The organism is Pelorhabdus sp. sgz311001 (genome assembly GCF_055901755.1).
Map to the genome: position 1 here is coordinate 252,671 of NZ_JBVXUT010000003.1, position 18,817 is coordinate 271,487.

13 protein-coding genes and 1 other annotated feature are annotated in these 18,817 nt (G+C 44.0%); of the genes, 2 read left to right on the forward strand and 11 right to left on the reverse strand.

Annotation, left to right across the window (positions count from 1 at the left end; all coding sequences use genetic code 11):
- Positions 1 to 9: 9 nt before the first annotated feature.
- The 4 genes from AC0MXB_RS09955 to mobA all read right to left on the reverse strand — a co-directional run bounded on the left by AC0MXB_RS09955 (position 10) and on the right by mobA (position 6,359).
- Positions 10 to 1,278 (reverse strand): purple acid phosphatase family protein, encoded by a 1,269-nt coding sequence (locus AC0MXB_RS09955; protein WP_474039515.1) that lies wholly within the window; start codon positions 1,276 to 1,278, stop codon positions 10 to 12.
- An 8-nt stretch (positions 1,279 to 1,286) separates the two neighbouring features.
- Positions 1,287 to 2,351 (reverse strand): response regulator, encoded by a 1,065-nt coding sequence (locus AC0MXB_RS09960; protein ID WP_474039516.1) that lies wholly within the window; start codon positions 2,349 to 2,351, stop codon positions 1,287 to 1,289.
- Positions 2,352 to 2,353: 2 nt separating this feature from the next.
- Complete coding sequence (locus AC0MXB_RS09965) at positions 2,354 to 5,608, reverse strand: ATP-binding protein (RefSeq protein ID WP_474039517.1); 3,255 nt, start codon at positions 5,606 to 5,608, stop codon at positions 2,354 to 2,356.
- Between the two features lie 145 nt (positions 5,609 to 5,753).
- Positions 5,754 to 6,359 carry a molybdenum cofactor guanylyltransferase gene (mobA, locus tag AC0MXB_RS09970; protein ID WP_474039518.1) on the reverse strand — a complete coding sequence of 202 codons (606 nt, stop codon included), beginning with the start codon at positions 6,357 to 6,359 and terminating at the stop codon, positions 5,754 to 5,756.
- A gap of 136 nt (positions 6,360 to 6,495) precedes the next feature.
- Between mobA and AC0MXB_RS09975 the strand changes: the two genes are divergently transcribed.
- Both AC0MXB_RS09975 and AC0MXB_RS09980 read left to right on the forward strand, forming a co-directional pair.
- A complete protein-coding gene (locus AC0MXB_RS09975; RefSeq protein ID WP_474039519.1) occupies positions 6,496 to 8,223 on the forward strand; it encodes a two-component system sensor histidine kinase NtrB in 1,728 nt (575 codons plus the stop codon).
- Positions 8,224 to 8,300: 77 nt separating this feature from the next.
- Positions 8,301 to 8,508, forward strand: a binding site (T-box leader).
- A 135-nt stretch (positions 8,509 to 8,643) separates the two neighbouring features.
- A complete protein-coding gene (locus AC0MXB_RS09980) occupies positions 8,644 to 10,044 on the forward strand; it encodes a sodium:solute symporter family protein (RefSeq protein ID WP_474039520.1) in 1,401 nt (466 codons plus the stop codon).
- Between the two features lie 99 nt (positions 10,045 to 10,143).
- On the opposite strand, the gene AC0MXB_RS09985 is transcribed toward AC0MXB_RS09980, so the two are convergent.
- The 7 genes from AC0MXB_RS09985 to menB all read right to left on the reverse strand — a co-directional run bounded on the left by AC0MXB_RS09985 (position 10,144) and on the right by menB (position 18,809).
- Positions 10,144 to 11,529 carry an aminotransferase gene (locus AC0MXB_RS09985; protein WP_474039521.1) on the reverse strand — a complete coding sequence of 462 codons (1,386 nt, stop codon included), beginning with the start codon at positions 11,527 to 11,529 and terminating at the stop codon, positions 10,144 to 10,146.
- A 52-nt stretch (positions 11,530 to 11,581) separates the two neighbouring features.
- Positions 11,582 to 12,799, reverse strand: coding sequence for a PucR family transcriptional regulator (locus AC0MXB_RS09990; RefSeq protein ID WP_474039522.1), 1,218 nt, complete (start codon positions 12,797 to 12,799; stop codon positions 11,582 to 11,584).
- 174 nt (positions 12,800 to 12,973) lie between these two features.
- The gene (locus AC0MXB_RS09995; RefSeq protein WP_474039523.1) at positions 12,974 to 13,849 is read right to left on the reverse strand and encodes a DMT family transporter; all 876 of its coding nucleotides are present in this window, start codon (positions 13,847 to 13,849) and stop codon (positions 12,974 to 12,976) included.
- 117 nt (positions 13,850 to 13,966) lie between these two features.
- Complete coding sequence (locus AC0MXB_RS10000; RefSeq protein WP_474039524.1) at positions 13,967 to 14,977, reverse strand: HD-GYP domain-containing protein; 1,011 nt, start codon at positions 14,975 to 14,977, stop codon at positions 13,967 to 13,969.
- 250 nt (positions 14,978 to 15,227) lie between these two features.
- Complete coding sequence (gene menC, locus AC0MXB_RS10005; protein WP_474039525.1) at positions 15,228 to 16,355, reverse strand: o-succinylbenzoate synthase; 1,128 nt, start codon at positions 16,353 to 16,355, stop codon at positions 15,228 to 15,230.
- A gap of 12 nt (positions 16,356 to 16,367) precedes the next feature.
- Positions 16,368 to 17,906: an o-succinylbenzoate--CoA ligase gene (locus AC0MXB_RS10010; protein WP_474039526.1), complete on the reverse strand. Its 1,539-nt coding sequence runs from the start codon at positions 17,904 to 17,906 to the stop codon at positions 16,368 to 16,370.
- Between the two features lie 81 nt (positions 17,907 to 17,987).
- Positions 17,988 to 18,809 (reverse strand): 1,4-dihydroxy-2-naphthoyl-CoA synthase, encoded by an 822-nt coding sequence (gene menB / locus AC0MXB_RS10015; RefSeq protein WP_474039527.1) that lies wholly within the window; start codon positions 18,807 to 18,809, stop codon positions 17,988 to 17,990.
- Positions 18,810 to 18,817 lie beyond the last annotated feature (8 nt).

An 18,817-nucleotide genomic window follows, 5' to 3' on the forward strand; every position in this document is an offset into this window, starting at 1 on the left:
GCCTATTCGCTAAGGGACCGCCTTAGTAATTGAAAAGCTGTCAAGAAGCACTCCGCTTACTGCCATCGCTTGTATCGTCAAATGCGATCCATCTACGTGAATCGTAAGATAATTCGGTTCGTCTACAGGATTATGAAAAAAGGTATTCCATTCCTTAGCAACTGTCGTATGGTACGTTTTTGTGCCACTACGGCCGGAAGCTACAAAAATCGTTCCCTGCTGTGTTTCAGAAACAAATTCACCGCCAACTAGGGGATAGGTCCGAGCATAAACATGATCATGACCGCTAAACACTACATCCACTTGATATTTTTCAAAGAGCGGAACAAAAGCGCGGCGCAAAGCCTCCGTGCTCTCGCTGCTTTTATTGTTATAAGGCGGCTTATGGAGTACCACAACTTTCCACGGCTGCTTACTAGCGGCCAAATCTTGTTCCAGCCACTGCTTTTCCAATTCAGACATAGCCGGAATCAAGGATCTTTCTTCGCCAAATTGGCTGTCAAGCATGATAAAATGTACATTACTGTAATCAAAAGAATAGACTTGCCCCTTCATTTCCTCCGGACCGTTTTGTGGCAACGACAACTGAGTCGTAAAATAAATAGGCCGGGAAAATCGGCGCTCCACAGTATACATTTCGTGATTGCCTGTTACTGGCATAGCCGGGATACGATCAATAACGCCTTTCGCACCGTCAAACCAAGCGTCCCATTCGCGAATATCCTGACCGGTATCGACAAGATCACCTACATTGATAAAAAAAGCAGCTTGTGGCTGGTGCGCCCATGCTGTTAACAGCGTTTTACGCCAAATACTGTAATCAAAGCTTTGGGAATCGCCAAAGAGCAAAAAAGAAAAAGGTTTTTTTATGGCTGGCGCTGTTGTAAAAGATGAGGTTTCACTCCACTGATCGGAACTTCCAACACGGTATAGATAAGTACAGTCAGGCTTTAAGTTCTGTAACACCGTGCGATGTACGTAGCGGTTATCGACATTATTGGCAAAGAAAACCGTGGAAACACTTTCCCTTGCCTCCTCTTGCCAACCATCTCCGGCTTTAGCGGCCTCCCGAAACTGCACCGTTGTATCAAACGACTCCGCTTGCGTCTGCCAAGTAATCGTCTGCGTCGTTTCCGGGTGCTCTGACCATGATAAAACAATATGGCGCGGCTGATTCGCAGCACTGGCATGAGCTAAACTAGTCATTGCAACTAGAAAACATAATAAAATAAGCGCCGCCCAACTAACTTGGCAGCCTTTTCTATAGCTATAAGTCATTCCTTCACCTACTCTTGATAATGTAGCAGAATCTGGTCTTCAATCGCCAAAAAAGTGTCAACAAGCTTTGGATCAAAATGAGTTCCCTTTCCTGCTAAAATAATATTGCGACTTTTTTCCGCCGAAAAAGCTTCTTTATAACAGCGTTTCGACCGCAAGGCGTCATAAACATCGACAAGCGCCATAATTCGAGAAGCAAGCGGAATTGCTTCGCCAGCCAAACCGCAGGGGTAACCGCTGCCATCCCATTTCTCATGATGACCTGCCGCAACGAGAATGCCCATTTTAATAAATTCGTTTTGCGGATATTGGTCATGAACCGCCCGCAGCGTAGTAGCGCCAAGGGTAGTATGGGTTTTCATTACTTCAAACTCCTCTGCCGAAAGCGGCGCTGGTTTCAGCAGGATATAATCTAAAATCCCTACCTTGCCAATATCGTGAAGTACACTGGCTTGATAAATATTGTTAATAAAGTTCTGACTCAATTCTGGTTGATAGGCGCCATTTTCATAAAGAGTCTCGGCTAAGAGTTTGCATAAATGGCGCACCCGTTCAAGATGACAGCCAGTATCGTCGTCGCGTGATTCAGCCAGTTTTACTAAAGCAAAAATCGTAGCCATCTGCGCTTCCACAACTTCTTGTACTTTTTCTGCGACGAGCCGCTCCAGCCCCTGTTGATAGCGATGCAGTTGAAGTTGCGTGGCTACCCGTGCTTCTACTTCTGCAAACTGAAAGGGTTTTGTCACATAATCGACGCCGCCAACCTGAAAAGCCTCGATTTTATCGAGCGTTTCGTTTAAAGCACTAATAAAAATAACGGGTATTGAACGCCATTTTTCTTTCGCTTTAATCTGCCGACACAATTCGTAGCCATTCATTTCCGGCATATTAATATCAATCAGCAGCAAATCAGGCTGATGACTGGCCATGGCCCTTAGCGCCAAAGCGCCGCTAGGCGCAACCCTGACTTGATAGCCTCTGTCTTTTAACATACTTGCTAAAAGTTCTAAATTAGCTGGCATATCATCGACAATTAGAATGGTTCCTTGTGTCATTTTCTGCGTTTCCTCCATAATCAAGCTCCTTTCCCTGTCAAAATATCGAGAAGCCGTTGAAACTCAAACTGCTGTACCAGACTTTTTAGGCTTTTAGACAAAGCAGCCTCACTTGTTTGTATTTCGTCGATGAGTTCTAATAGCAAATAATAGTCGCCCTCAATCGTAGCTCTTTCTAGTTTTTGCCGCAGGGAAGAATCGAGTCCGGCCAGCGATTCGTAAATCGCTGCCTCTGCTAATGATTCTTCGTGTTTTTCTGCCGCAATACTTTCGTCTTGATACAGATAGTGTACTGGCAAAAGCTTCGCAATTTTATCAAAAAGTTCACCGCGATGAATTGGTTTGCGTAAACAATCACTCGCATCGGCAGCTATCATTTTTTGTCGTTCTTCTTCAAATACACTGGCGGTAACAGCAAGAATCGGTATTGTTTTACCGTCCTTTTGACTGCGAATCTGCCTGATTGCCTCATAACCGTCCATGCGAGGCATGACGATATCCATCAAAATCAAATCAGGCGTCCACTGGCTAAATAACAGTACAGCTTCCTCGCCATCGCCAGCGGCTTTTGTAACAAAGCCAACGCCTTCTAGCATCTGCTTTAATAGCAACCGATTCGAATCTACATCATCAACAATTAAAATACGATACTTAGGCTGACCGGGTGCTAAAGCGATAACAATCCCCTTATTTTCCGACTGCACCTTTATATCAGCAGCCTCCAATTTCAGGAGTAGATTAAAAGAAAAAGTACTACCGCGACCAACTTCACTGTCAATGGTAATATCGCCGCCCATTTTTCGGACATATTCACGGCTAATAGCTAATCCAAGCCCCGTACCGCCAGCTTCACGCCCAGCTTGCGTCTGCTCAAAAGATTGAAAGAGCTGTTCTTGCTCTAGCGGTGTAATGCCTGGACCGCTGTCAGCTACGGCAAAGAATACCCTTAAAAAATCTTGGGCTGCCGTTTCTAGTTTGACGGAAAGTTTCACTTCGCCAACTTTCGTAAATTTGATAGCATTATCCAGTAAATTAATCAAAACCTGCCGCAACTTGCCCACATCGGCAGCAACAAAAGCGGTTTCCGCTGTTTCAGGATAAGTAACTACAAAAGAAAGCCCCTTACTTTCTGCTTTTAGGCGCAGTACCTCTTCGGCAGCGCGAATCAGCTCAGCTAAATTGAAAATTTCCGGTTTAAGCATAATCCGGCCTGATTCGATCTTAGACATTTCCAATACATCATTAATAATTGCCAATAAATGCCGACCAGAACGACTGATCGTTGCTAAATACTGCCGTTGTTGGTTTGACAACGTTTCATCATGTTCCAGTAGCTGTACGAAGCCAAGAATTGCATTCATGGGCGTACGAATTTCATGGGACATGCTGGCAAGAAAGGTACTCTTTGCTTTACTTGCCGCTTCTGCTGCCTCTTTCGCCTGCAACAACACAGTTTCAAGCTCTTTTTGCCGCGTAATATCATCTTGAATACCAACAAAATGCGTAATCGTTCCTGCCGCATTCCGTACAGGTGAAATGACCATTCTCGCCCAATAAAGGGAACCATCTTTCTTCTTATTACAAATTTCCCCCTGCCAAATGCGGCCTTGCTGTAAAGATTCCCATAGAGCCATAAACATTTCTTTATCACTTACGGCTGATTTTAACAACCGCGGATTTTCCCCCAGAACTTCATCTGCTTCATAACCTGTAAGCAAAGAAAAATCAGGATTTACGTATTCAATCGCGCCTTTCGTATCGGTAATGACAACAGCGACCGGGCTTTGCTCCACAACACTCGATAATTTGCGCAAAGCGGCTGCCGCGCGCTGCTTTTCAATGGTAATAGCCACTTGATTGGCTAATAAATCAAAGATCGCTTCGTTGCGCCGTTCCTGCCAAAAAGTAAAAGTCTTCTTAAACGAATAAACAGCCATAATACCAAATACCGATTGATCTCCGGCCTTTAAGGGAGAACCAAACCACTGCGTTGGAACGGCCTCTCGACCTGACCGGGCTTGTAAGAACTGACGACACTGTTCAGCGCCTAAAGATAAAGATTCCCCTTGTTCTAAGACAAAACGCACCAACCCTTGATCGCGCCCCTTCAAGGTTTTATCAATTGCAGCGCCAACCTTGCCTAAATGGGTAATCACTTGACTTTTTTCGTTATACAAGGCAATATAAAAATATTTAGTTCCCATAAGATCTACCATAATCTGATCTAACTCAGCATAAAAATCAATCAAATTTTCCGAACGATTGCCTAAATCAGAAATCTTATATAAGGCGAGCCGCACTTTATCGCCCCGCTGCCGTACAGACTGCATAGCAATAAGCAGGCTGCAAAAAAGAAAAATCAAAAAACTTAACAGGGAAGCCATAAGAAAATAAGTTCGCTGCTGTTCATAAAATTCGGCCAACACTTCTTGCTCTGACAAACCCACAATCAACAATAAGCTATAGTCAGGCAACGTCCGATAAGCATAAATTCGTTTTACACCGTCAACAGTGCTAGTGGCAATATATTGCCCCTCAGGCGAACGGGCAGCCAACTCCATAACTTTGGAGTTTTTTACATTCATGCCAATCAACGCCTGATGGTTGCTCTGCCAAGCGCGAATAATTCCGTCCATGCCAATTAAAGCAACAGATGCCCCCTCGCCGAGATGAACGCGATTATAATAATTCGTAAAATAAAAGGGGTCTAAAGAAACGATTACAGCGCCGGCAAAGTCGCCACTTGATTTATTTAATCGCCGTGTCACCTGAATGGACCATTTACCGGAAGAACGGCCTAGCACAGGCTGACTTACAAACGGTTGTGGCGCATCAGGATTTTTATGAATCAGAAAATGCTCTCTATCGTCAATATTCGAAAACACAAAGGGACGCTGATTGCTTGCAATCAAATTGCCGCGTTCATCAGCCAGACTCAGCAAAATATAAGGTTCTACTTGAAAAGGACCATTGCTGTAATACGGCGACATATCTACCTGACGGCCATCACGCTCATATTGATACTTTAAAAACAAAGCAAATTGATCGGCCGATTTGATCGTCCGCAAGGCATTTTCTTCATATATCTGAGCAAAATTCGCGGCATTTTCCTTGCCAGATTGAATAGCATGTTCTTTTTCCTGGCCAAGCTTTCCAAAAACAATAAGCCACAACAGAGTGATCAGAAAGAGGCCTAGTAGCGCAATTCCGCCGCTAATACTGCGTAGCAGCGGCGGCATCAATCCCCAAATATTTCTCATGGCTGCTTTGATCATCTTTTTCTCTCCCTGCTTTCCATTCTAGCTATGACCGAAAAAGCAAGCGATAACTTTCTTAATTAGTTCCATAAATATAAGCAGATTCCTGTTCTTTTTTCCCCATTTCGGCAAATTTAAACAAATTTGACCGTTTTCGCTATTTTCACCACTTTTGCTTCAGTTGCAGCCAATCGTCTTTCGTATTGACATTCACAAAATTAAACGCCGGCTCCCGATTCTGTCCCGCTTGAGTTGGAAAGTAATACGTATTTACCTGTTGCAATAACAGCACCATCCGCCCCTGCTCCATCTGGAGCAAGCGAGTTACTGCCGGCAAGCAGGCTTTTGTATAAAAAGCCTGCAGCGGTTCCAGCATCCCGTGGCCACTGCAAGGAACCACCGCGTCGTAGGCGCTGCAAAACGTTGCCATTTGCCTAACTAAGGTGACATCTACACATGGCATATCGCAAGCTGCAACAAATAAAGTCGATTGTTTAGACCAGCAGAGCGCCGCCTCTAAACCGCCAAGCGGACCGCGCTCCTGATAAGTATCGCTAACCATAGGTAAAGCAAGAAAGGCATATTCACTGGGTGTATTTGTAACAATCAGCGGCTTTTCGGTAAAAATTTGCTGTAATTTTCCGCTAATAATTTCAATCAGGCTCCGGCCATTCAAACGAAGCAACGCTTTATTCTCCCCCATGCGACTGCTCTTACCGCCAGCTAAAATAACAGGCTGAATCGATTTCAACAGCTCTTTTTGCTGCATTTTTCCCTCCTACTATTTTGTTATATTCTTTTATTTTTCGTCGATTTCGTGCAGGAAAAGCAGACTCTTGTCATGAATTGTTTACATTTAAATATGATTATTTTTATTATTTTAATAATAGTGATGGTGTAAATCTATGAATCATTTCTTTAATAAACTAGTTGGTGAAGACGAATCTTTTTCGATCCAGCACCGTCTACTGAATGTGGTGCTGATTTTCTCGGTAATTCTTTCTGTTTTAAGTGGAATCGGCAATATTGTCCTTGCGCTAGGCCCTGTGCTGATCAGTATCAGCTTTGGATGCGGTCTCTTAAGCCTTTTTATTTATTACCTTTCTTTTATCAAACGGAAATATTCTGCGGCTATGCTTATTCTCACTATCATTTGTATTTTTTTATTTACACCCATCTTATGGATTTATAACGGTGGCAGCTCCGGTGTAGCAGCTTATTTTATCTTATTTTTTTCTTCCATTATAACAGCCCTATTACGGGGCAAACAACGTTGTTTCGCCTTTTTAGCACTGGTGGGAATGACGCTAACCATGATTGTACTTGAATATAACTATCCAGAAGTCATCGTTCCCTATGCCGATGCTTTTAGCCGTTTTGGCGATATTGCGATCAGTCTAGCCCTGATACTTTGGGCTAATATCGCCTTTATTGCCGTGCTGATTACGTACTATATCAAGGAATATGATCGTTCTCGCTCCTTTGCCACCCAATTGGTCGAGCAGAAAATGGAAATGAAATTACAAAAAAATATCCAGGCCATCAATGAAAAATTGCAACAGGAAATTGAAGAACGTCGGCAAATTGAACAAACGCTGCGTCTTTCCGAAGAACGATTCATGAAATCTTTCAAAGAAAGCCCTGTACCGATGTGCATTTTTTCTTGGAAAAACCACTTGTTTCTTGATGTAAACACAAGCTTTTTAAATACTTTTGAATATGAATCGAATGAAATTCTCGGCCAAACCCTGCTTGAACTTCACTTAAGCCTAAAACTAGAGGCCTGTCTGTTTCGCGTAATGGAAGAAAAAAAGGCAGTCTACAATCTACAACTTCCTTTTCTGACTAAGAGTGGTGCGGAAAAAATCGGCCTTTTCTCTGTAGAACTTTTAGAAATCAATGAAGAACCTTGCTTACTTTGCGTAATCAATGACATTACGGAGCATATCCGATTAGAAAAAGAAGTTACCCGCCTAGATCATCTGAATTTAATTGGTGAAATGGCGGCTAGTCTGGGGCATGAAGTTCGTAATCCCCTTACGACAGTGCGTGGTTTTTTGCAAATGTTCCAAGCCAAACGAGAATTCACCTCGCAGCGCGAATATTTTGATCTAATGATTGAAGAATTAGACCGAGCCAATTCGATTATCACTGAATTTCTATCCCTCGCCAAAAATAAAAAGATTGATCTGGCTCGTCATGATTTAAATACGATCATCTCCAAGATTTATCCCTTGCTTCAGGCGGATGCTCTTGGCGCCGGAAAAACAATTACCTTAGAGCTAAATGATATTCCTGAAATTCAGCTTGATGAAAATGAAATCAGACAATACATCTTAAATATTGTTCGCAACGGTCTTGACGCAATTTCCTATAAAGGAAACATCATCATCAAAACCTACCTTGATCTAGACCAGGTAATCCTGGAAATTAAAGATAATGGCACGGGAATTCCCCCGGAAGTCCTCACCAAATTTGGTACTCCCTTTATGACGACAAAAAACAACGGAACCGGTCTCGGCATTCCGATTTGCTACCGCATTGCCGAGCGCCATGAAGCAAAAATTGAAGTAGAAACAGGCAGCTCTGGCACAATTTTTCGATTGAAACTCAAAAAACAACTTTCTTCGTAACAAAATAGAAAAATATGTTCTTCACCTATTGACATTCGTTCTCTCCATGGTTATAATCTAAATCACAAACTCATATGAGATCAGTAATGATAAAAGAAAGTAGCTCCCATTGTTTCATTCAGAGAACTGGTGGTTGGTGCAAACCAGTTGAAGCTTGGCGGTGAAGTTCCTTTTTGAACTGCGGACTGAAATGAAAGTAGGTCTGGCCGTTTTGTCTGCGTTATAAGACTTTAGAGTGATCTTTATGATAAATTCAGGGTGGTACCGCGGCATTTCGCCCCTTATTCGGTACCGCTTTTTATTTTATCTATAAGATTTCATTTGGGTGGTACCACGGTAATTTATCGTCCCTCGGCAGAGGGGCGATTTTCTTTTATGGCCGGCATAAAAGAAAAAACAAATTCAAAGGAGGCTTTTCCCATGAGTATTCCCTTCCTCATTGTGTGTATCTATATAGGCGTATTATTCCTCATCAGTTATTTTGCTCAGCGGCGCTCCGCTGGTAGTGCTACAAACTACGTGCTGGCAGGTCGCCAGCTTACGACACCGTTAATTACCGTATCCATCGTCGGTCTTGCCGTCGGCGGCGCATCTACTATCGGGGTAGCCGAACAAGCGTATAAAGTCGGTTTGTCAGCAGGCTGGTATACCACAGCATGGGGCATCGGCGCGATTGTGATGGGTCTTGTCGTTGCCAAGAAATATCGCCAGTTAAACATTACCACGATTCCTGAACTGCTTGGCCGTTATTATGATACTAAAGGCATGATTGCAGGTATTGCCTGTCAAATTCTCATTCAGCTTGTAGTCATGTCGCTCCAATATATTGCTGGCGGCAGCATTCTCTGCGCTCTCATGCCTGAAATGTTCACTCTCACCACCGGCATGCTCACAAGCGCCGTCGTATTTATCGGCATTACCTCCATCGGCGGCATGTGGTCAGCCAGCTTATCTAATGTTTTAAACGTAAGTCTCAAATATATCGGCATTATCTTAGCGACAATTGTCAGTATCAACTATTCCGGCGGCTTTGATATGATTCAGCTAAAACTGCCGTCTAATATTCCTTACATGAGCTTTTTTGACGGTGTCGGTCCCATCGGTATTTTAAGCTGGATTCTCGTGCTCGTTACAGTCAATCTTTCGCTCCAAAGTATCATCCAGATTTCCCTCGGGGCCAAAAACGTGCAAACAGCTCAGCGCGGTTTTATTATTGGCGGTCTCATGATGCTGCCGATTGGTTTTGTCAGCGCTATGCTCGGCGTCATTGCGAAAACTATGTTTCCTGACGCCAGCCCCGCTTTAGCCCTGCCGATGACGATTATGTCGCTGAATCCCGTTTTGGCGGGTTTGACCCTTGCCGCACTTTGGGCGGCTGATGTATCGACAGCCTGCAACTTGTTATTAAGCTCAGCCACCCTCTTCTCACAAGATATTTATAAAAAATTCATTAATCCTGACGTGAGCGAAAAGAACTTCTTAGCCATCACGAAACTTTCCGTACTAAGTCTAGGAATTCTCACCTTACTGCTCGCTATGACAATCAGCGGCATTATCAGTACCTTAATGGTTGGTCTTAGCTTGACAGCAGCCTTTAGCGTCATTGTCCTCTTTACACTATTCGCCCCTGGATTCTGCCGAAAAAACTCTGCCTTCAATACCATTTTGGCAGGAGTTATCGTGTTAGTTCTCTGGCAGTTCGTACCAGCTGTGAGAATCTTCCCTCATGTAATCTATCTCGAATGGGTTACCTGCGTCGGTGTTTTCTTACTGACTTATCTCCTTGATCCAGCGCCAATTACAGCTTCTGAATGTGCTTAAAGCAACTTGCAAAAAGAGGTATCCAAATCATGGTGAATCAATCCTAGTCGCCATGACGGATACCTCTTTTTTATCGCTATTTCCTTATACTATCTTCGTTTATTTATGAAAATTCGTAACAACCTTACGGAAAGTATCGGCGAGTCGTTTTGTTTCTTCCTTCGTGATAATAAGCGGCGGCGCAGCGGTCAAAACATTATTAGACTGCGGTACGCTGCGGGACATACGACCAATCATAACTCCGTCAGCCTTAGCTTCAGCAACCATCTGAGCTAAATATTTTTCCGGCAAAGGCGCCTTAGTTTTCTTATCTTCCACTAATTCAATCCCCAGGAAAAGTCCCTTGCCGCGAACTTCGCCTACATGCGGTAATGCTTCTAACTCCTTCAGGCTTTCTAGTAGATAGTCTCCCATCGCCGCACTATTGGCCACAAGCTTCTCTTCTTCCATAATTTTAATATTGGCAAGCGCCGCAGCACAGCCGGCAGCGCAGCCGCCAAAGGTACTGATATCCCGGAAATAGCCAAGCGTATCGGCTGCATCTACTTTAAATTGTTCAAAGATAAACTGTTTCGTAAGAGCTGCCGAAATCGGCATATAGGAGCTTGCTAAGCCTTTGGCCATGGTAATCATGTCAGGCTCAAAATCATAATTCTGATAACCAAACATCTTGCCGGTACGACCAAAGCCATTTACGACTTCATCCATAACTAACAAAACTTCATACTTATCACAGATTTCACGGATAATCGGATAATATTCTGGTACAGGAACAATAATACCGCCCCCGGCCGTAATCGGTTCTAAAATGACAGCTGCCACTTCATCAGGTCCTTCGCTCTGAATGACCTTCTCGAGAGCGTGAGCACATTCCACATTACAGCTAGGATAAGTCTTGCCAAATTGGCAGCGATAACAAAGAGCGTGAGGCATTTCAGCAAAACCTGCTGGGAAAGGACCGTAGCCGCTCTTGCGTTCTTCTTGACCAGTAGCAGCTAGGACGGCAATGGAACTGCCATGATAGTCGCGATGACGGTAAATGATTTTATGTTTATTTTTTTCTGGATACTTCAATTTAAAATACTGTCTGGCAATTTTAAAGGTTTTTTCATTGGCTTCAGAGCCGCTGTTGGCAATATAGGCTCGTGGCGTAGCAGGTGACAACTCCGCTAATTTTTTAGCCAAACGAATATAAGGAGGATTGCCCATAGAACCAGCATAATAAGGCAACTCTCTCAGCTGTTCCGTAATAGCAGTGATAATTGCTTCCTGGCCATAGCCGACATTTACACACCAAACCCCACCAGACAAACCGTCAAGATATTCTCGACCTTGGATATCCTGAATCATCGCCCCCTTGCCGGCGACCATAATCGGCGGATCCTGATTTTCAAAAGCGCTATGGTTCGTAATATGAAGCCATAAATGTTCTTTGTGCAATTCTACAAGCTCCTGCATTTCGTCTTTGCTATACACTTTACTCATATCCAGCCACTCCTTTGATCTATAAAAATGATTTGAACTTCCCTACTAGGCCTTACAAATATAAAAATTGATGCACGATTGTTGCAAAATATAACAGCATGCGATCCTTAGGATCGCTTAAATTTCGTCCGGTAATCTCCACAATCTTTTGCAGACGATATTTGAGTGTATTGCGGTGAATAAAGAGTCGCTCTGAAACACGAACAAAGTTTCCATTTTCCTCAAGAAATACCGTGAGCGTATTGACAAGCTCAGCGCCATGCTTTTCATCATAAGCTAGCAGCAAAGCAAGAACTTCGCTGCGAAATCCCTCTAGTTCACTACGATCCTGTACATTAAATAAGACTTTATAAAAGCCGATTTCATCAAAGCCCATTGATTTATGCGTCCCTGAAATCGTTTGTGCAACCCGCATAGCCTGTTCCGCTTGAGCCAAACCTTTTCTCGCTTGACGGATGTCCTCAAAGGGATGCCCCCAGCCAAGTCGTAATTTCAGCCCGGCAAATTGAAGCTGAAATTCCTGAGAGATCTCCTCCGCTAAACTTCGAGTAATCTCCTGCTCCTCAAAACTACGCGTCGTCGGTAGCATAATGAGGGCTGTATCAAGGCGAATCAGGCATAACGCCTTTTTCCCTCTCTTTTCGAATACGGTTTGAATGAGCTTTTGCATTTGCAGTTTAATAACTAAAATATGATGCTCCGTAAGGGCCCTAATTTCTGATAAATAGGCTGAAAAGTGCTCGAATTTTACAATCATAATCTGATACGTCTGGGTCAAATCGTAATCACAAGAAGCCGCCCGCGCCACGAGATGTTCATGATTTTCCCCGCTGCCATAAAGAATATTTTCCAAAATGTCTTGAACCGACTTTTCTTCAATTTGTTTGGCAGCGATAAAATTATAAATCGACCGCGTCACTTCAGCGAGTTTCACTTCCCAGGGCAGCTCAAAAATCGGAAATCCCAACTCATCGGCTGCTGCTAACGCCTCTGGCGGTGTTGTTTGAATATAAGGACCTACATTGATCACCAGGCCCGCTACTTCTTTATCGTAGCAGGCACGAACAATATCAGGTAAATCAGCAAGATTACCCCGCATGCCAATCCCGGTCGTAAATAATAGCTCGCCGCCTTGTACCCATTCCATGACATCAGGCAAATCCAAAACATGAGCCCAATGAAGCACTCGCTCAAGACCGCTGTTGCCAGCTACAAGCTTACATTCTTTTAGGGCCGGAAGCCGCAATAAATCAGCCAGCTTGACAACCATAGTCTAAAGCCTCCCTTTTTCGGTCAGTTAATAAAAAGACGCTAAGCGCCCTTTGCGCTGTAGCGTCATTGCTCATCAACTTAATTTTATTATAACAAAGATAATCGGGAATCTCTATGTGCCGATTCACCAAAAAATCAAATAAATTCTAGTAACTCTCTACAAAAGATCGTCTTATTTTTTCCCGCTAAACCGTGAAAAAAGATAGCAGCCGCCTACTACAATAACCGTCCCGGCAGATTGTAACAGTGTTAAAGATTCTCCCAATAATAAAAAAGCAATAATTGCCGTAAAAATCGGATTAAAATTCAAAAAAACCCCCGCCGTTGTGGCGCCCACTTTCTGGACTCCCAAATTCCAGAAAAACATACATAAAACAGTAGAAAGAAAGCTCATATAAAGCATGGCGCCCCAAAAAGCGCCATCAGCTTGATCAATCGCAAAATCAGGTCCGGCTAAAGGCAGAAGCAGCAAAAAACCGAACAGACCGGAATAAAACGTAGCAGCAAGCGGTGTTACATACTGCATTGCTGCTTTGGTAAATATGGAATAAAGCCCCCATACGCTCACAGCAGCAACCATCCATAAATCACCTTCATTAAATTGCAGGTGACAAAGTTGCTGTAAATTTCCTTTAGAAATAACAAGAATTACACCGGCCAAAGAAAGCAGCATGGCCGCAATTTGCGATGGTCGTAGCTTATCATAGCGAAACAAGGAGGCGAATAAAGCAATTGATAAGGGGTTTAACGTCGAAATAAGTCCAACATTCATAGCTGTGGTCTTAGCCAAAGCCCAAAATTGAAGTACATTAAACAACAGAACTCCCGTAACTCCCATACCAAAGAGCGGCCACAAAGCCCCTCGTGGCGGAACCATTTTCTTTTGACCATATAACAACGGAGGAAGCAGAAACAACAGGGAAAGCCCCCAACGCAAAATCGTTAACGTGATAGGTGACGCATGATTTACTAAAACTTTTCCAACAATAAAACTGCCTGACCATAAAAAGCTGGTCAAAAGCAACAACAAATGATATTTAGACAACATAGTTTAAACCCCTTCAACAACAGACTTAACGCTTTCAGTATAGCACTAAATAGCGACAAGGGCAGTCAAAAAGAAAAAGCCAGAACAGTTTGTTCTGGCCTGGCACTACGACAAGCGCTAGACTACTATCTCAGCAATTTTTAAATTACATTGTTCCAAACAAAGACATTCCCCGGAATCCAGTTGTACGATCAGTGGATTTAAGCTGCCATAATTCATATAAACCAATTTGCCGAGCAAACCATTACTCAATCTTACGCAAGACCCAATCAGGCTTTTGGCCGCTTGTTCCAGAAAAGTTAAGCAAATTTTTGCATCAAGCGAACTAAACATGGCTTGATAGATTTCCTTCATAACTACAAGGGGAGACAAGGGCTCCCGATAAACACGGCGGGAAACCATCGCATCATAAACATCGGCCACAGCTATGACTTTACCAATCGGACTAATCGCCTCCGCCACCAGTTTTTGCGGATAACCAGTACCGTCAATCCGCTCATGATGCTGCCAAACGCCTTCTTTAACAGCCGGAGAAAGCTGATTGCAATCTTTGACTAAATCAAAACCTAGTTGAGCATGAAATTTCATAATTTCCATCTCATAGGAAAGTAATTTTCCGGGCTTATCCAAAATCGGACTAGGAATCGACACCTTTCCCACATCATGTAACAGACCTGCTAACACCAGATCACGCAAATCTTCCTGCGGCCACTTAAGCCATGCGCCCAAAATCCCTGATAGTACCGCCACATTGACACTATGGCGAAATAAATACTCCCCCCTATTATCCATGATATGTAAATAAGGGAAAATAATATTAGATCGCTCCAACAGAGGCAGTAGCAATGAATCTGCCAAATTTTCTAGTTTGGTCACAGGAAGCGGCTGCAACCGACTTATATCCTGAAAAACTTCAGCAACAGCTGTAATCATCTGATTTCGCACATCGATAAACCGTTGCCGCTCTGCGGTCAAAGCATCCTCGACCGTACTTGGCTTCTCTTGTTCGACAACAACTTCAGAAATACCGCGTTTGCTTAATGTTTGAATCAATGAATCTGTCAAAATTGCCCTGGCATTCAATAAAACGACTCCAGTTTCCGTCAGAACCGCTTTGGCTAACTTCATTCCCGGTTGCGCTTGTCTAATGCTGCATGTTTGGCTAGGAAGCAAAATAGACACCCCGTCTTTCTTTCATCTTACCGCTAGCAACCGACGTCATATATTGTTGGCAGTCGTCGTTTATTCGCTTTTCTCGGGACTAAAATTTGTTGATACCGTTCTCTAATTATAATACAAAAAAAAGCGCCAAACTACTTTTTTCCTTTGATTTTTTCCGCTAAAAAATACAAAAAAGCGTCAAACAAACCATTCGTGGCTAAGAGTATACAGCTTTAGCTAAAGTAACCTTTTTGAGTTTTTCTTCTGACACACCAAAACCAATGCCAGGTTCTGTTGGTACAACTACCTCACCTTGATGAACAGTCACTTCCGGTTCGATAATATCAAAGTTCCAGTACCGCTCTGAAGCCGATAAATCGCCAGGAAGCGTAAAACCGTCCAAAGAAGCGAGTGCAATATTATGAGCCCGACCAACACCTGTTTCAAACATCCCGCCGCACCATACAGGAATTCTCTGACTCGCACATAAATCATGAGCCGCTTTTGCCGCACTGAGTCCGCCAAGGCGACTCAATTTAATATTGATAATTTGACAGCTTTTTAAAGCAAGGGCTAGTTCGATATCATGAAAAGAAGCAATACTTTCATCAAGGCAAAGCGGGGTTTTTAGCCTAGCTTGAAGGTTGCTGTGACCTAATAGATCGCCTGGGACAAGGGGCTGTTCAATCATCGTTAGCTGCCATTGATCCACTTCATCAAAAAAAGCGTCGGTAGCTTTATAAGCGCCATTGGCATCAACTGCTAAAGAAAGTAGCGGGAATACTTTGCGCACAGCGGCAATCACGCTGTGATCCTGGCCTGGCTTAATCTTCAGCTTGATTTTTTGATAACCGGCTTGTTGGTACGCCGCTATCTTATGTAATAACTCGGTCTCAGTCGTCTTTAATCCGACTACGACACCAACCGGAACCTGCCGCCGCTTGCCGCCAAGTAAAGCAGCTAAGGAACAGCCCTGCCGTTTAGCAGCTAAATCCCATAAGGCGCCTTCTAAACCAGCTTTAGCCATATAATTACGCTGCACTGGTGCAAACAGTGCGACAATTCCTGGGACTGTAACAAAGGGTTGCTGTAAAACACGGGGAATCAAAAAATCACGAAGTACGTGCCAGGCTGTGTCAATCGTTTCTTCTTGATACCAGGGAATCGCAAAAACTGGCGTTTCACCCCAACCAACTATTCCATCATGATCACACACAGCCACAAGGATAGCATCTTTCTTCTTTATAGCGCCAAAACTCGTCGTAACAGAGTCCTTTAAGCGCATCTGAACATGATACAGCGTCACGGATTGAATTTTTAGTGGAATATTTACACCTCTTGGCATGATCTTTCCTCCTTACCCGCGTTGGCCTGTTTCAATCACTGGCACAAGCTCCTGTAAGCGACGCCGAACTAGTTTATTGGCACCATTGCGCGGCAGCTGCGAGATAACATAAATTCGCTTAGGACATTTATAGCCTGCTAAATGACTACGGCAAAAACTTTGCAGTTCTAATTCTGTTACCGCCGCCCCCTGGCGCAGAACGACAAACGCTGCGGGAACTTGGCCCCATATAAGATCAGCCATTGCCGTTACGCCTGCTTCTAATACAGCGGCATGTCTCACAAGAACTGCTTCTATTTCGGCGGGATAGACATTTTCTCCACCGGAAATAATTAGATCACTCCGTCGGTCAAGTACATAGAGAAAGCCTGCCGCATCGAAATAGCCAAGATCACCGGTTTTGAGCCAACTACCAGGTAAGAAGCTGTCACTGCCGCGGTCTTTTAAATAGCCTGACGTAACACTTGGTCCGCGCACAAGAATTTCCCCCGCCTCGCCTGCCATTGCTTCGCCGCTTTCGGTAACAATTTTAATTTCAGCCGGAAAAAGAGCCTTACCAGCCGATCCTAGCTTTTGATCCATATATTCCGGTGCTAGCGTAGCCAACTGTGAAGCCGTTTCTGTCAAGCCATAGGTTTGAAATACAGGGATTTCCTGGTTGCGGCACCGTGTTAACAGTTCTGGCGGCACTGGCCCGCCGCCCACAAGCATACAGCGAAACGAGGCGGGATAGCTTCTCTCGCCTAAGCCGTCAACAAGTCGCAGTAGCATAGCGCTTACAACAGAAACTAACGTAATCCCTTCTGATAAAATCGCTTGATTCACTGCTGATGGTAAAAACTTACGATGGATAATAGCAGGAATTCCATATATCACACTCCGCAGTAAAATTGATAACCCGCTCATATGAAAGAGGGGAACGCAAACAAGCCAGCGATCCGAAGCACTAAGACCAAGATTCAACGCCGAACCGACAGCGCTCCACCAATGATTGCCATAGGTGAGTAAAACGCCCTTTGGCGTTCCTGTCGTGCCGGAAGTATATAGCAGGGTATGCACATCAGACAGGGCAACATGTGCCGCAAAAGAAACGTCTGTCTCCGGTAAATCTGATAGCTCCTGATATGACAGCAAAGAAAACTGCGACGCTCGCTCAGCTTCGTTCGTTTCATTAAGTATCTTCCGGGTCAAAACTACGGCTTGCTGCGCCACTGCCGCAAATTCCTCATCGTAAATTAGCAACTTGGTCGGACTGTCAGCTAACTGCCAGGCAATTTCTTGTGCTGTCAAACGGCTATTCAGCAAAACTGTTACCGCGCCAGCCTGAGCCACACTATGAATCAGTTGCGGCGCGCGAAAAGAATTTGTTAACAATAGCGCGACAAAATCACCTTGCTGGATTCCCGCTGTATGTAACCGCTTTGCCGTTTTATGCACTATTTCATAGAGTTCCTGAAAAGTCCAGCGTAGTTCACCATCGACAATCGCCAACCGTTCTGGCGACAGTTGGGCGCGTTTTGCCAGCCAGTTTTGCATGATTTCCTGTGTCATTTTATTCGACTCCTGAGAAAGCAACCGCTTGGCATCGATCACCAAGCGGTTGCTTTTTCCAAAATTTTTAAAAACTAACGCTTAAGGAAACCGAGTAAATTTATCAAAATCGGGTTTCCGCTTTTCTTTGAAGGCGTCACGGCCTTCTTTCGCCTCGTCAGTTGTATAATACAGCAGCGTAGCATCACCAGCAAACTGCTGTAATCCAGCTAATCCATCTGTATCTGCATTAAAAGCCGCTTTTAAGAACCGCAGCGCCATCGGGCTATTGGCTAAAATTTCTTTGGCCCACTGGACCGTTTCTCGTTCGAGCTCGGCCAACGGTACTACCGTATTGACAAGTCCCATATCCAATGCTTCTTGCGCCGTGTACTGACGGCATAGATACCAAATTTCCCGCGCTTTTTTATGACCCACTAATCTCGCTAGATAACCAGCGCCATAGCCACCGTCAAAGCTGCCTACTTTCGGTCCCGTCTGGCCAAAAATTGCATTATCCGCGGCAATGGTCAGGTCGCAGACAATGTGAAGTACATGACCGCCGCCAATAGCATAACCAGCTACCATTGCAATAACAGGCTTAGGAATAATGCGAATTAAATGCTGTAAATCAAGTACATTTAAGCGGGGAATCTGATCGTCTCCTACATAGCCGCCATGACCGCGTACTTTCTGGTCACCGCCAGAACAAAAAGCCATATCGCCGGCGCCAGTCAAAATAATTACACCAACACTGCTGTCATCACGCGCTCTGGCAAAAGCGTCAATCAATTCAAATACCGTTTTCGGCCGAAAAGCATTGCGGACCTCAGGGCGATTGATCGTAATCTTTGCTATGTTTTCAAAGGTTTCGTATAAAATATCTTCATAGTTTCCCTGGGATTGCCAAGCAAATTCACTCATTTACAAAT